General features: G+C 70.4%; 10 protein-coding genes. 8 read left to right on the forward strand and 2 right to left on the reverse strand.

Annotated elements, in window-relative coordinates:
* Position 1: 1 nt before the first annotated feature.
* The 3 genes from ACLQ27_RS27655 (at position 2) to ACLQ27_RS27665 (ending at position 3,892) form a co-directional block, all read left to right on the forward strand.
* Positions 2-1,552: an FG-GAP repeat domain-containing protein gene (locus tag ACLQ27_RS27655; RefSeq protein WP_425869404.1), complete on the forward strand. Its 1,551-nt coding sequence runs from the start codon at positions 2-4 to the stop codon at positions 1,550-1,552.
* A gap of 77 nt (positions 1,553-1,629) precedes the next feature.
* Positions 1,630-2,970 (forward strand): FG-GAP repeat domain-containing protein, encoded by a 1,341-nt coding sequence (locus ACLQ27_RS27660; RefSeq protein ID WP_425869405.1) that lies wholly within the window; start codon positions 1,630-1,632, stop codon positions 2,968-2,970.
* A gap of 265 nt (positions 2,971-3,235) precedes the next feature.
* The gene (locus tag ACLQ27_RS27665; RefSeq protein WP_234588229.1) at positions 3,236-3,892 is read left to right on the forward strand and encodes a DedA family protein; all 657 of its coding nucleotides are present in this window, start codon (positions 3,236-3,238) and stop codon (positions 3,890-3,892) included.
* Between the two features lie 62 nt (positions 3,893-3,954).
* On the opposite strand, the gene ACLQ27_RS27670 is transcribed toward ACLQ27_RS27665, so the two are convergent.
* Positions 3,955-4,143 (reverse strand): hypothetical protein, encoded by a 189-nt coding sequence (locus ACLQ27_RS27670; protein ID WP_425869408.1) that lies wholly within the window; start codon positions 4,141-4,143, stop codon positions 3,955-3,957.
* Between the two features lie 19 nt (positions 4,144-4,162).
* On the opposite strand from ACLQ27_RS27670, the gene ACLQ27_RS27675 reads away from it, so the two are divergent.
* From ACLQ27_RS27675 to pulA, 5 genes are all read left to right on the forward strand, one after another.
* On the forward strand, positions 4,163-4,870 hold the full coding sequence (locus tag ACLQ27_RS27675) for a hypothetical protein (protein ID WP_234588231.1): 708 nt from the start codon (positions 4,163-4,165) through the stop codon (positions 4,868-4,870).
* A gap of 36 nt (positions 4,871-4,906) precedes the next feature.
* The gene (locus tag ACLQ27_RS27680) at positions 4,907-5,296 is read left to right on the forward strand and encodes a hypothetical protein (RefSeq protein WP_234588232.1); all 390 of its coding nucleotides are present in this window, start codon (positions 4,907-4,909) and stop codon (positions 5,294-5,296) included.
* Positions 5,297-5,431: 135 nt separating this feature from the next.
* Positions 5,432-6,097, forward strand: coding sequence for a hypothetical protein (locus ACLQ27_RS27685; RefSeq protein ID WP_425869410.1), 666 nt, complete (start codon positions 5,432-5,434; stop codon positions 6,095-6,097).
* A gap of 83 nt (positions 6,098-6,180) precedes the next feature.
* Positions 6,181-6,873 (forward strand): cellulose binding domain-containing protein, encoded by a 693-nt coding sequence (locus tag ACLQ27_RS27690; RefSeq protein WP_425869412.1) that lies wholly within the window; start codon positions 6,181-6,183, stop codon positions 6,871-6,873.
* Positions 6,874-6,983: 110 nt separating this feature from the next.
* On the forward strand, positions 6,984-12,485 hold the full coding sequence (gene pulA, locus ACLQ27_RS27695) for a pullulanase-type alpha-1,6-glucosidase (RefSeq protein WP_425869414.1): 5,502 nt from the start codon (positions 6,984-6,986) through the stop codon (positions 12,483-12,485).
* A 75-nt stretch (positions 12,486-12,560) separates the two neighbouring features.
* Here the strand turns inward: pulA and ACLQ27_RS27700 are convergent, their stop codons facing one another.
* Complete coding sequence (locus ACLQ27_RS27700; protein ID WP_425869416.1) at positions 12,561-14,213, reverse strand: hypothetical protein; 1,653 nt, start codon at positions 14,211-14,213, stop codon at positions 12,561-12,563.
* Between the last annotated feature and the right edge of the window lie 224 nt (positions 14,214-14,437).

Genomic DNA, 14,437 nt, shown 5'->3' on the forward strand with positions numbered 1-14,437 from the left:
GATGACCAGAACAAGGTTACGTCAGCGAGCCGGTCGCATCGTGGCCGGAGCGCTGGCGTTGGCCGCCACCGCCACCGCGCTCACCGCGATCCAGGTGGTGACGTCCGCCGCTCCGGCCCAGGCAGCCAGCAGCATCGGCGGCCAGATCACCCGGTCTGAGGTGCTCGCCCGCGCCCAGTACTGGGTCGACAAGAACGTGGTCTACGGCACGGTCTACGACGGCAGCGGAAGGGTGATCTCGACCCAGCAGTCGTCGGACCCCGGCGGTAAGCAGTACCGGACGGACTGCTCCGGCCTGGTCTCGATGGCGTGGCACCTTTCCAGCAGCCCGACGACCGACGACTTCCGTAACTCGATCGGGTCGGTGACGGACTCGATCAGCGCGGACTCGCTCAAGCCTGGTGACGCGATCCTCTCGAGCGGGCACATCGAGTTGTTCGCCCGATGGAAGGACGGCGCCGACCACAGCAAGGGCGCATATACCTATTCCTTGAACGGTCCGGCCTTCCAGGACTGGGCCAAGGGGCCGGTCCCGAACAGCCACAACCAGGTCGGCGACATCTCGTACTACGACATCACCCACAACCGACCGCTGCGATACAAGAACATCGTCGACAGTCCCACCGCGACCAGGATGGTCACCGGGGACTACGACGGTGACGGCCAGACGGACCTGGCGCTGTACCGGCGGGATGCCACGAACGGCTCGGCGTGGTGGGTGGAGAGCTCCAACTCGCGCGAGAGCATCTTCTCCGATCGTCACTACGGCGGGAGCGCGGACATTCCGGCCCCGGGTGACTACAACGGTGATGGGGTGGCGGATCTGGCGTTGTACCGCCGGGACTGTGTCAACGGTTCGACGTGGTGGATCCTGAACGGCCGGGACAAGACGACGCAGATCAAGGCCGATTTCAAGTACGGGGGCTGTGGGGACATTCCGGCGCCGGGTGACTACAACGGTGACGGTGTGACGGACCTGGCCCTGTACCGGCAGGACTGCGCCAATGGTTCGTCGTGGTCGATCTACGACGTGAAGAACTCCAGCGCGATCAAGTCCGGCTTCAAGTACGGCGGCTGCGCGGACATCCCGGCGCCGGGTGACTACAACGGCGACAAGTGGGCCGACCTGGCCCTCTACCGGCAGGACTGCGCCAATGGTTCGTCCTGGTCGATCTACAACGTGCGGTTGGGCGGGGCGATCCAGTCGGGCCTCAAGTACGGCGGCTGCGCCGACATCCCCGCCCCGGGTGACTACAACGGCAACGGGTCGACGGACCTCGCGCTGTACCGGCAGGACTGCACCAACGGCTCGTCCTGGTCGATCTTCGACATCGTCACGGCCAGCGCGGTCAGGTCGGGTCTGAAGTACGGCGGTTGCGCGGATATCCCCGCTCCCGGTGACTACAACGAGGACGGCATCAACGACCTGGCTCTGTACCGCCGGGACTGCACCAACGGCTCCACCTGGTGGGTCCTTGACATCACGGACAACAGCCAGATCTTCGCCGACCACCACTGGGGCGGCTGCGGGGACATCCCCGCGACTGCCTGACAGCTCGGGTGGGGCCGTTCCGCTTCCGGGGGCGGCCCCACCCTCGCCGCCCATCCCCGTTTCGCAAGGAGCAAGGTGTGAGACGTCTTCGTTCCCACGGTGCACTCGCCGGCCTCGCCGCCCTGGTGACGTTCGCCGCGTTGGCCTTCGACGTGCCGGTCGCCCGGGCCGCCGTCATCCCCGACTGCACGGCGGCCGCACCCACCAGCGCCGACGCAGCTTTCGCCGCCCGGGTCGGCCCGACGCTGACCGGCAAGCTCAGCGGCGCCGCCCTCACCCCCAGCCGGGTGGCGTGCGCCCGGTTGATCGTCCAGGTGGTGAAAGCGCGGAAGCTGCCCGTCCGCGCCGCCACCATCGCGCTGACCACGGCGATCGTGGAGAGCACGATCCAGAACCTCCCCTACGGCGACCGGGACAGTCTGGGTCTGTACCAGCAGCGCCCCAGCACAGGTTGGGGCACGCAGGCGCAGATCCTGGACCCGGTGTACTCGACCAATTCCTTCCTCACCAAGATGGAGAGGTTCCCCTGGCAGAGCGCACCGGTGGGCGAGATCTGCCAGGCGGTACAGGTCTCCGGCACCCCGGACGCGTACCAGCCACAGGCAGCGGACGGGGAACGGCTGGCGACGGCGATGTGGGGGTCCGTGAGTTCCGCACTCGCGGACTACGACGGTGACGGCTCCACCGACCTGGCGTTGTACCGACCGGACCCGGTCAACGGTTCGGCCTGGTGGGTGCAGAGCCCCAGCACCGAGCAGATCGTCCTCGCCGATCACCACTACGGCGGGAGCGCGGACATCCCGGCGCCGGGTGACTACAACGGTGATGGGGTGGCGGATCTGGCGTTGTACCGCCGGGACTGTGTCAACGGTTCGGCGTGGTGGATCCAGAGCGGCCGGGACAAGACGACGCAGATCAAGGCCGATTTCAAGTACGGGGGCTGTGGGGACATTCCGGCGCCGGGTGACTACAACGGTGACGGTGTGACGGACCTGGCCCTGTACCGGCAGGACTGCGCCAATGGTTCGTCGTGGTCGATCTATGACGTGAAGAACTCCAGCGCGATCAGGTCCGGCTTCAAGTACGGCGGCTGCGCCGACATCCCGGCGCCGGGTGACTACAACGGCGACAAGTGGGCCGACCTGGCCCTGTACCGGCAGGACTGCGCCAACGGCTCGTCCTGGTCGATCTACAACGTGCGCTTGGGCGGGGCGATCCAGTCAGGCCTGAAGTACGGCGGCTGCAAGGACATCCCGGCCCCCGGCGACTACAACGGCAACGGGTCGACGGACCTCGCGCTGTACCGGCAGGACTGCACCAACGGCTCCACCTGGTGGATCTTCGACATCGTCGACGCCTATCAGATCCGTGCCGACCACCATTTCGGCGGCTGTGCGGACATCCCCGCCACTGCGTGACGGACCGCTCCCGCCGGGCACGCCACCCAGGGCCCGCCGGCTACCGGCGGTGACCCTCGGTCACCTCGTGGAGGCGGACGCGGGTCGTGAGCGGTATACCTCAGAGTCATATTCATACCTCTGAGGTATACCGCTCAGCAGCACATCGACACGGCCGGCAGCCACAGCGGATCGCCAGCGCCCTTCGTCGGTTGGAGGAACGCCCGGATCTCCAGACCCCGGGTAGGGTTCGAGGGCGGACCGACCGGGAGAGGACACGACGGCCATGGTCGACGTACAGCACTGGCTCGTGGCGCTGCCGCCGCTGGCGGTCTATCTGATCGTCGCGGCGGTGATCGGCGTGGAGAGCATGGGTGTTCCGCTGCCCGGCGAGATCGTCCTGGTCAGCTCCGCGCTGCTCGCCGCCACCGGCGTCGTCGAGCCGGAGTGGGTCGCCACCGCGGCGGCCGTGGGCGCCATCGCGGGCGACTCCATCGGGTACGCCGTGGGCCGCCGCGGCGGCCGTCCACTGCTGATCAGGCTCGGTCGGCGCTTCCCGCGTCATCTCGGCCCCGCGCAGCTCACCCGGGCCGAGGGGAGCTTCGCCCGGTACGGCGTGTGGGCCGTCTTCTTCGGTCGGTTCGTGGCGCTGCTGCGCATCCTCGCCGGCCCGCTCGCCGGAGCACTGCACGTGCCCTACCGGCGGTTCCTGCTGGCCAACGCCGCGGGCGGCCTGGTCTGGGCGTTCGGCACCACGTACCTGCTGTACAGCGTCGGTCGGGCGGCCGAGCACTGGCTCAAGGACATCTCCTGGGCGGGACTTGTCCTCGCCGTACTCGCCGGCCTGGTCAGCACCTGGTGGCTGCGCCGGCGGGCGCACCGGTTCGCGTCGACCGACGCCACCGACGATGCCGAGCCGGTCCGCGCCGGCAGCGGACACTGACGTGGCGCGGCCGGGTTGACGGCGCCCTGCCGCTGACAGCCGCGGAGCCGTGGGCTCGTGGGTCAGGCTGGGTCGACGGGTTTCGTGGCGTCGCCGGCCTGGGCGTGCCGTTCCAGCAGCCGCTGACGGATCTCCTCCGGGGTGTACGCGCGCCGGCGCCGCTCGGCGCGGGCGATCACCACGCCGGACGCCGCGACCCCGGCCAGGCCGGCGAGCCCGAGGACCTTCCACCACCGCAATCCTTGCCGCATCGGCCTAGGCTAGTCCCTCATGAGCATCAGCCTGGATGAGGCCGTCGAGTTGACCCGCACCGGTGACGTGTGGGTGTTCCGGGGTCGCAGCGTGCCGGACCGGGCGATCCAGTTCACCACGAACAGCCCGGTCAATCACGTCGGGATGGCTGTGGTGCTGGACGACATGCCGCCGCTGATGTGGCACGCGGAGTTGGGCAGGTCGCTGCCGGACCTGTGGTCGGGCACGCACCAGCGCGGTGTGCAGTTGCACGACCTGCGGGACGCGGTCTGCGTGTGGGCCAACCGGTACGGGCAGCGGGCCTGGCTGCGGCAGCTCGACCCGCCGGCCGCCGGGGAGATGGAGCGGGCGGTGCTGCGGACCGTGGCGCGGTTGGACGGCACGCCGTTCCCGTCGACCGCGCAGTTGGCGTGGCGGTGGGTGCGCGGTCGGGTGCCGTCGCTGCCGGGTCCCGGCCGGGCCGCGCTGCGAGCCGTCTCGCGGGCCGCCCAGGCGACCCGGGGTGACTCTGCCGCTCCGGCCAGCGCTGCTGCGCGGGAGCGGGCGTTGGAGACGGCGTACTGCGCCGAGGTGGTGGCGGTGACCTACGAGGCGATGGGCCTGCTGCCCGCCGGTAAGCGTCCGAACTGGTACGACCCGGGGCGGTTCTGGAGTGGTGACGATCTGGGGTTGACCGGTGGCGCCCGGTTGGGTGCGGAGATCGAGGTGCGGGTTCCGCCCCGCTGAGGTTTGGCCCGCCCCGTGAGCGGCAATTGCTGTCGCGTGAACGCCTCCACCGATCTTGACGCGCTGACCGGCTTCTTCGACAGGTACGGCGCCGCGATGACCTCCGGCGACCTGCCGTCGCTCGCTGGTTGTTACGCCCTGCCCGGGTTGGTGGTGGCCGACACGTACAGCTTCTCGTTCACTTCCCTCGCTGCGGTCGCGCTGTCCTTCGTGGGCGCCGCGCCCGACTACCAGGATCGGGAGCTGATCGCCGCGCACGCTCGGATCGAGGACGTGCAGCCGGTGTCGGCGTTGCTGACCATGGTGTCGGTGGAGTGGGAGTTCCTGGACAGCCGGGGGTACGCGGTGCCGGGGGAGCGGTACCGCTATCTGCTGCGTACGTCGGGTGAGGGTCCGCTGATCTGCACCGTTGTCCGGACGGCCTGACCGCTGGCGGACCGTCCACGCGGGCGAGCCGTTTTCCGCGTCGGGTGGGCCGGTCGGTCCGATCTGTACCCGCGAGGTGTTCGGTCCGGCCGCCGCTGGCTACGCTGTCGCGTCGGTGGGACGAGGGGAGACCTGATGGCGGTGGGGCCGGACGGTGCGGGAGGTCCGCGGACGGCGCGTGTGCTGCTGTCGGTGCCGTGGATCGTGGTGCTGCTCGGTATCGGCGCGCTGGTGGTGCTGTTGGTGATCGCGCTGTTGTCGTTCCGTACGCGGGAGCGGGAGAGCGCGCCGCAGGCCGCGCCGCCGGTGTTCCTGCCGACGGTGCCGGCTGCGGCGTCGTCGGGGCCGACCCCGGGTGGGCTGGAGCGGCGTACGGCGTCGCCGCGGCCGTCGCGCAGCAGCCGGACGCCGTCGCCGCGGGCCACCACGGGTTCGCCGTCGCCGGCCCGGACGAGCGCCCGGGCGGTGGCGCCGGCGAACGGGGCGGTGACCGCCCGGTACCAGGTCGGTACGGACGGCTGGAATGCGACGGAGGCCGTGCTGTCGCTGACGAACGAGTCGGCCCGGTCGGTGGACTGGCGGGTCGAGTTGGCGTTCGAGGACGACATGCGCGGTCTGCGGGTCAGCGGCGAAGCGGGGATCTCCGTGTCGGCGCAGGGTAACGGCGAGTTCGTGGTGAGCGGCGGGGCGGCGCTGGATCCGGGTGACACGCAGACGTTGCGGTTGCGGCTGGCCTGGGACGGGTCGGCGCAGCGGCCGGTGCGGTGCACGGTCAACGGCGTCGACTGCCGCTTCGGCTGAACGGGCGTCGGTGGCGGCCGTCGCCGCTTTCGAGTCGGGCCGTCGATCGCTACGCTGCCCGGACGGCCCGCTGAGGGAGGTACATGTCCGGCATGCGTCGCGCGCCGCGACCGTCGCACGGTCCGGCTGCCATCGCGTCGTCGCCGTGGATCGTGGCGTGTGCCGGCCTCGTCGTGATGGTGGTTCTGCTCTTCGTGGCCCTGGGCGCGTACCGGGGGCGTAGTCCCGCCTCCGACGACGGCCCGCCGCCGGCGGGGCTGCCGTTGCCGCAGGCGCCGGTCGCGCCGTCGGATCAGTCGTCGACGCCGCTGCCGGAGCGGGCGCCGGTGCGGCCGGGGCTGTCGCCGCGGGCGAGCGGGCCGCCCCCGAGCACACCTGCCATGTCGCGGCCACCGGCGGTCGGCCCGACGGCGGCGCCGACCTCGGGGCGACCGTCGACCGGGGCGTCGTCGCCGCGGCCGCCGGCGGTGAGCGGGCGGTACCGGGTGATGCAGAGCTTCGACGGGGGTTTCATCGGCGAGGTGCTGATCGTCAACGCGTCGGGTGCGGACCACGGCTGGACGGTGCGGTTCGACTTCTCCGGTAGGCGGCTGGTGACCGCCTGGGTGGAGGGGGTGCCACAGGGGACGCTGCGTCAGTCCGACGGGAGTTTCACGTACGTCAGCGGGGTGGACGTGCCGGCCGGCGGGTCGGTGGCGTTGCGGTTCCACCTGGAGCGGGCGTCCACGACGCCGCGGGGTTGCACAGTCGACGGAGTGCGCTGCAGCGGATTCTGAGCTGCACTTCCGCAAGGACTTTGCTCGGTTACGACTTTGTTTGCAAGGTATTGCAGATTGTTTCGGCAAGGGTTAGCGTGCGGCCAATCACGACCAGAGGAAGGCCGTCGATGAAACCCCCGCCGATCCCGCGTACCGCCCTGCTCGCGCTCGTCTGCCTGCTCACCTTCACCCTCGTCGGTACGCCGGACTCCACGCGGCCCCTCGGCGCCGACGCCGACCCCCGACCGTCCGGCACCGACGCCCTCGCCGCGGCCGGCGCCGTCCAGTGGCGCAACGAGCCCACCGCCGAGGCGTTGCTGGCCGCCGGCGACGACACCGCGCGTGCCGAGCAGTTCTACTTCGTCCTGCCGGACCGGTTCGCCAACGGCGACCGGCGCAACGACTCCGGTGGCCTGACCGGTGGTCGGCTGCGCACCGGGCTCGACCCGACCGACAAGGGCTTCTACCACGGCGGTGACCTCAAGGGCGTCATCGACAAGCTGGCCTACATCCAGGGTCTGGGCACCACCGCCATCTGGCTCGCCCCGATCTTCAAGAACCGTCCGGTGCAGGGCAAGGGCGACGACGTCTCGGCCGGCTACCACGGTTACTGGATCACCGACTTCACCCAGGTCGACCCGCACTTCGGCACGAACGCGCAGCTCAAGGAGCTGGTCTCGCTCGCGCACCGGCGGGGGATCAAGGTCTACCTCGACGTCGTGGTCAACCACACCGCCGACGTCATCAAGTACGCCGAGGACTCCTATGCCTACGTGGACAAGGCCGCCTCGCCGTACGTCGACGCGCAGGGGCGGGCCTTCGAGGACCGTAACTACGCCGACGGCAGCCGTGACTTCCCCACCGTCGACAGGAACTCGGGCCCGTACACGCCGGTCTTCCCCGAACCCGGCGACGCCACGGTGAAGGTGCCGGCCTGGCTCAACGACGCGACCATGTACCACAACCGGGGGGACTCCACCTTCTCCGGTGAGAACAGCGAGTACGGCGACTTCGGCGGTCTCGACGACCTGTGGACCGAGCGTCCGGAGGTGGTGCGGGGAATGACGAAGGCGTACGGCGACTGGATCGGCGCGACAGGCGTCGACGGGTTCCGGCTGGACACCGTCAAGCACGTCAACATGGACTTCTGGCCGCAGTTCACCAGGGGGGTCGAGCGGGCCGCCGAGAAGGCCGGCAAGAAGGACTTCTTCCTGTTCGGCGAGGTCTACAGCGCCAACCCGGAGATCACGTCGACGTACGTGCGCCGCGGTGGTCTGCCGGCCACCATCGACTTCGCGTTCCAGGAGGCCGCGCGGGGCTACACGGCGGGCGCCGGCTCGGCGAAGGCCCTCGCCGACGTGTACGCCCGCGACGACCTGTACGCCGCCCGGGACACCGACGCGGGCCGGCTGACGACCTTCCTCGGCAACCACGACATGGGTCGGATCGGGTCGTTCATCGCCGGCGGCGGCACCGAACCGGCCAGCCACCTGCGGCGGGACCAGCTCGCCCACCAGCTGATGTTCCTGACCCGTGGCCAGCCGGTGGTCTACTCCGGCGACGAGCAGGGCTTCACCGGCCCCGGCGGGGACAAGGACGCCCGGCAGGACATGTTCGCCTCGAAAGTGCCCGACTATCTCGACGACGACCTGCTCGGCACCGACCGCACCCACGCCAGCGACCAGTTCGACACCGGCCATCCGCTGTACCGGACGATCGCCGAGCTGGGCCGGCTGCGCCAGGCGCACCCCGCGCTGCGCGACGGCATCCAGGTCACCCGGTACGCCGCCGACGGTCCCGGCGTGTTCGCCGCCTCCCGGATCGCCCCCACCGACCGGACCGAGTACGTGGTCGCGGTGAACAACGCCGAGACCGCGCAGACTGTCACCGTGGACACCTGGTCGGCCGGCGCCACGTTCACCGGCATCTACGGCGGGTCGGGCGTGGAACAGGCCGGTGGCGACGGCAGGTTGACCCTGACCGTGCCGCCGCTGTCGGCGGCCGTGTACCGCGCGGGCACCGCCATCGCCCGGCCGAGCGGCAAGCCGACCATCAGCATCACCACCCCCGCGCCGGACGCGCCGGTGGCCACCCGTGCCGCCGTGACCGCGAAGGTGACAGGCGACCCGCTCGCCACAGTCACCGTGGCGGCCCGGGTCGCCGGCGGCAGGTGGACGTTGCTGGGCAGCGCCGACCACGCGCCGTACACCGTGCACCACGACCTGGACGGCCTGGCCGGCGGCACCCGGATCGAGTACCGCGCCGTCGTGCGCGACGGCCGTGGCCGCACCGCTACGGCGCGGTCCGTCGCCGTCGTCGGCACGCCCGAGCAGGGCGGGTCCCGGGAGTGGGCGGTGGTGCACTACCAGCGCCCGGCCGGGGGGTACGACGACTGGGGGCTGTACGCCTGGGGCGACATCGACCCGGCGTACGTCACCGAGTGGCCCAAGGGGCAACCGTTCGCCGGGGAGGACTCCTACGGCCGGTTCGCCTGGGTGAAGCTCAAGCCCGGCGCGAAGTCGGTGGGCTTCGTGGTGGTCGACAAGAACGGCACCAAGGACGTCGCCCAGGACCGCAGCATCGACGTGAGCGCCACCGGTGAGGTCTGGCTCAAGCAGGGTGACCCGGCGATCTACCCGAGCAGGCAGGCGGCCACCGGTCAACCGGATCCGTCGGTCGAGGAGGGCACCGCGGTCATCCACTACCGGCGGGCCGACGGCAACTACGACGGGTGGGGCCTGCACCTGTGGGACGGGGCGGCCAAACCGACCGAGTGGGCCACCCCGCTCGCGCCGACGTCGATCGACGCGTTCGGCGCGGTGTTCCGGGTGCCGCTGGCGGCCGGTGCCACCGGGCTGAACTACATCATCCACAAGGGCGACACCAAGGATCTGCCCGACGACCAGCGGCTCGACTTCGCCAGCGCCGGCCGGGAGGTGTGGCTGCTCGCCGCCACCCCGGGGCGTCTGCTGCCGTCGACAGCGACCAGCGCAGGTGGGGACACCGACATCGGCAAGCAGAAGGCGCACTGGATCGACAGGTCCACGGTGGCCTGGCAGACCCCACCCACCGACGGTCGGGTGTACGCCCTGGTGGCCGCCCCCACCGGCGGAGTGAGCGTCGTCGACGGCGAGCTGTCCGGGACGTACACCAGTCTGCCGTTGCGGGCGCAGCGCAACGGGCTCACCGAGGCCCAGCGCGCGGCGTTCCCGCACCTGTGGTCCTACCGGGCCTTCACCCTCGACCGGGGTGACCTGGCGAAGGTGCCGGCGGCGCTGCGCGGGCAGCTGCTGGTCACCGAGCGCGACGCCCAGGGGAAGCTGCTCGCCGCGACGGGCGTGCAGATCCCCGGCGTGCTCGACGACGTGTACTCCCGGGCCGCCCAGGTCACGCTCGGTCCGACCTTCGCCGGTCGTACGCCGAGCCTCGCGCTCTGGGCGCCGACCGCCCGGACGGTGGCGCTGCAACTGTTCGACTCACCCACATCGGCAGCGAAGACGGTGCCGATGCGCCGCGACGATCGCACCGGTGTCTGGTCGGTGCACGGCAGCCACGCCTGGACGGGGAAGTACTACCGCTACCAGGTGCAGGCGTGGCAGCCGGCCGCGCAGCGGATGGTCACCGCGTCGGTCACCGACCCCTACTCGGTGGCTCTGGCCGCGGACTCCACGCACAGCCAGCTGGTCGACCTGAACGATCCGGCACTGGCCCCGCCGGGCTGGCGCACGCTGCGCAAGCCGGCCGCCGTGCCGGCGTCGAAGGCGCAGATCTCCGAACTGTCGGTGCGCGACTTCTCCATCGCCGACGAGACCGTGCCGGCGCAGCGCCGGGGCACCTTCCTGGCCTTCACCGACCCGAAGACCGCCGGGATGACCCACCTGCGGGCGTTGGGCGACGCCGGTGTGACGCACCTGCACCTGCTGCCGGCGTTCGACTTCGCCACGATCCCCGAGAAGCGGGCCGACCAGCGCCAGCCGGCCTGCGACCTGGCGGCCCTCGCGCCGGACTCCGCGGAACAGCAGAAATGCGTGGCGGCGGTGGCCGACACCGACGGCTACAACTGGGGCTACGACCCGCTGCACTACACCGTGCCGGAGGGCGGGTACGCCGTCGACCCGGTCGGCGCGGCGCGGACCACCGAGTTCCGGCGGATGGTCGCCGGGGTGAACGAGGCCGGCCTGCGGGTGGTCATGGACGTGGTCTACAACCACACCGCGGCGGCTGGCGTGGACGACAAGTCGGTGCTCGACCAGGTGGTGCCGGGCTACTACCACCGGCTGCTCGACGACGGGACGGTGGCCAACTCCACCTGCTGCGCCAACACCGCTCCGGAACACGCGATGATGGGCAAGCTGGTCGTCGACTCGCTCGTCACCTGGGCCAGGCAGTACAAGGTGGACGGCTTCCGGTTCGACCTCATGGGCCACCACCCGAAGGCGAACATCCTGGCCGTACGTGCGGCGCTGGACCGGCTGACCGTCGCCCGCGACGGGGTGGACGGCAAGGCGATCATGCTCTACGGCGAGGGCTGGAACTTCGGCGAGGTCGCCAACGACGCCCGGTTCGTGCAGGCCACCCAGGCCAACATGGCCGGCACCGGCATCGGCACGTTCAACGACCGGCTGCGCGACGCCGTACGCGGCGGCGGGCCGTTCGACGCCAACCCCCGCGCGCAGGGCTTCGCCTCCGGGCTCTACACCGACCCCAACGGCGACCCGGTGAACGGGTCGGCGGCGGCGCAGAAGGCCCGCCTGCTGCACGCCCACGACCTGATCAAGGTGGGTCTCACGGGCAACCTGCGGAACTACCGGTTCACCGACACCTCGGGGCGTACGGTCACCGGGGCGCAGGTGGACTACAACGGCTCCCCGGCCGGCTACACCGCCGCGCCCGGGGAGGCAGTCACCTACGTCGACGCGCACGACAACGAGATCCTGTACGACGCGCTGGCGTACAAGCTGCCGCAGGCCACCAGCCCGGCGGACCGTTCCCGGATGCAGGTGCTGGCGCTGAGCACCGTGGCGCTGGGGCAGGGCACCGGGTTCGTCACCGCCGGCAGTGAACGGCTGCGGTCGAAGTCGTTGGACCGCAACTCGTTCAACTCCGGTGACTGGTTCAACCAGATCCGCTGGGGTTGCGAGCGGGGCAACGGGTTCGGCGCCGGCCTGCCGCCGGCACAGGACAACGAGGACAAGTGGCCGTACGCCAAGCCACTGCTCGCGGACCCGGCCCTGGTGCCCGACTGCGCGGCGATCGACACCACCGACGCCCGGTACGCCGAGCTGCTGCGCATCCGGGTGTCCTCGCCGGTGTTCGGGTTGAGCACCGCCGAGCAGGTGCAGCGGAGGGTGGCGTTCCCGCTCTCCGGCGAGGCGGAGACGCCGGGTGTGCTGACCATGACGCTGGACGCCCGTGGTCTGGGCGGGCAGTGGACGTCGCTGACAGTGGTCTTCAACGGCACGCCGGCGACGGCGAAGCAGACCGTGACCGGTCTGCGGGGCGCGGACGTGGCACTGCACCCGGTGCTGGTGAACTCGGCCGACCCGGCGTTGCGGACGGCGTCGTTCGACCGGGCGGCCGGCACCTTCACGGTGCCGGCGCGCAGCGTGGCGGTGTTCGTCCGCAGGTGAGCGGGGACCGGCCCCCTTCCGCGTCGCGCGGAAGGGGGCCGGTCCTTGTGGTGCGTCGTGCCGTGGTGCTCCTGATCAGGCGAAGCAGTTCTCGATGGTGCCGCCCGGGATGGCCAGGCAATTCGTCGGGCGGTTCGCGGTGATCGCGGACTTGTCGTCCACGTTCACCGGCCCGAAGAAGGTGAACACACCGCCCGGTGCGAAGGTCGAGAAGTTGTAGGCGACCTTCGTCCTCGACAGGTTGACCTCGCCGAAGATGTTGAAGATGCCGCCGCCGACCCCGATCGGGCCGATGGCCCGGTTGCCGACGACCTCGCTGTCGCGCAGCGTGGTGACGCTGCCGGCGTTGAAGAGCCCGCCGCCGAAGAAGCCAGCGGTGTTGTCCTTGATGTTGCTCTTCTCGAACGTGACCGCGCTGTCGAAGGCGATCGCCACACCACCACCGACACCGGCGGTGCTGTTCTTCTCGACCGAGACGTTGTACAGGTTCAGCTGGCTGTCCGCCGCCGCCAGGCCGCCACCGGCGAGGATCGCGGTGTTCGAGACGAACTTGGTCTCGTACGCCGTGGTGTTGCCCTCGATGTCGAGGTAGCCGCCGCCGAAGCCCAGCGTCTCGTTGTCGGTGATCTCGGCCTTCTTCAACTCGACGGTCCCGCCGTCGACGTCGTCGGTGAAGATCCGCGCGGCACCGTTGGAGATACCGCCACCACCGATGACTGCCGTGTTGTCGGTGATCTTCGACTCCTCGACCTTGAGCAGGCCGGCGTTGAAGACACCGCCGCCGAAGAAGAAGGCGGTGTTACGGGTGACGGTGCTGTGCCAGATCTTCGTGGTGCCGAAGTTGGCCACGCCGCCGCCGTTGCCGCCGGACTGGTTGAGGACGACCTCGGACTCGATGATCTCGGCGGTGCCGCCCGGCTGGACCAGGATGCCGGCACCGTCGTTCTCGTCCGGCTCCTCGACCAGCGGCGTGACGACGCCCGGCGCCGCCTTCGTCGCGGCCTTCGGCGTCACCTTGGGCGCGGCCTTGAGGCCGGCCTTCGGGTTGGTCTGCCGCGTGGCGAGCGCCTGGTTCAGCGGAACGCCCGCCTTCACCTGCGCCGCGATCGCCTCGGAATCCGAGTAGGACGCCCAGACGGCCGCCGGCTCGACGGCCTCGTACAGTTCGAGGGTCTGGCCACCCTTGATGGTCAGGCCCTTGATGGTGAGGTGTCCACCGCTGCCGACGTTGAGGATCCGGAAGTAGTCGGCCGTGGCTTCCCGGGCGATCGTCGTGTGCTCACCCTTGAGGGTGATGTTCTCGGTGATCACCGGGAGCCCGTTGCCCTGGTAGTCGTTGCGGCTCAGGTTGTAGGTGCAGCCCTTGGCCAGCTCCAGCACACCGCCGTGCTTGTTGTTGGCGAAGACGATCGCCTGAATCAGCTTGTCGGTGTCGCAGGGCACCTCCTTCCCACGCTCGTGGTCCTTGTCCCGGTCCTTGTCCTTGTCCTTGTCCTTGTCCCGGTCCTTGTTCCAGTCGCGGCCCTCCTCGCCGTGCTGGTCGCCGTCCTTGCTGACCTGCGCGGTGTTCCAGTTCAGGCCAACCGCTCCGGCGCTGCCCGCGACGCCCACCGCCGCGAGGCTGATCACACCCGTCAGACCGGCCACGCCGCTGGCGAGCCAGAGCTTGCGGCGGCGCTTGGCCGTCGCCCGCCCGGAGGCTTCATTGTTCGTTAGGTAGTTGGACATCGGAGCTCTCTGCCCTCTCCTCGTACCAGACAGGGTCGCCGCCCTCCGGCGGGCGTCCCCTGCTACAAATCGGTTGTAGCTCCCAAAACCACCGTATGAGAATGTTCCTCGCCTCGGGGGCGTATCCGAAACAACCCCACATTAGGTTCACGTTCGCGCGTTTGGTGGCCGGGACACCCCGGGCGGGTACGCCGCCCCCAAGCCGGGCCGTCGGGCCTGTGAGC

The organism is Micromonospora sp. DT63, from assembly GCF_049841615.1.
Lineage (GTDB): Bacteria > Actinomycetota > Actinomycetes > Mycobacteriales > Micromonosporaceae > Micromonospora.

Bases quoted from the DNA above. Each gene is read 5' to 3' on its own strand.
- ACLQ27_RS27690 (WP_425869412.1), top strand. From the start codon at position 6,181: ATGTCCGGCATGCGTCGCGCGCCGCGACCGTCGCACGGTCCGGCTGCC.
- ACLQ27_RS27655 (WP_425869404.1), top strand. From the start codon at position 2: ATGACCAGAACAAGGTTACGTCAGCGAGCCGGTCGCATCGTGGCCGGA.
- ACLQ27_RS27670 (WP_425869408.1), bottom strand. From the start codon at position 4,143: ATGCGGCAAGGATTGCGGTGGTGGAAGGTCCTCGGGCTCGCCGGCCTG.
- ACLQ27_RS27665 (WP_234588229.1), top strand. From the start codon at position 3,236: ATGGTCGACGTACAGCACTGGCTCGTGGCGCTGCCGCCGCTGGCGGTC.
- ACLQ27_RS27685 (WP_425869410.1), top strand. From the start codon at position 5,432: ATGGCGGTGGGGCCGGACGGTGCGGGAGGTCCGCGGACGGCGCGTGTG.
- pulA (WP_425869414.1), top strand. From the start codon at position 6,984: ATGAAACCCCCGCCGATCCCGCGTACCGCCCTGCTCGCGCTCGTCTGC.
- ACLQ27_RS27675 (WP_234588231.1), top strand. From the start codon at position 4,163: ATGAGCATCAGCCTGGATGAGGCCGTCGAGTTGACCCGCACCGGTGAC.
- ACLQ27_RS27700 (WP_425869416.1), bottom strand. From the start codon at position 14,213: ATGTCCAACTACCTAACGAACAATGAAGCCTCCGGGCGGGCGACGGCC.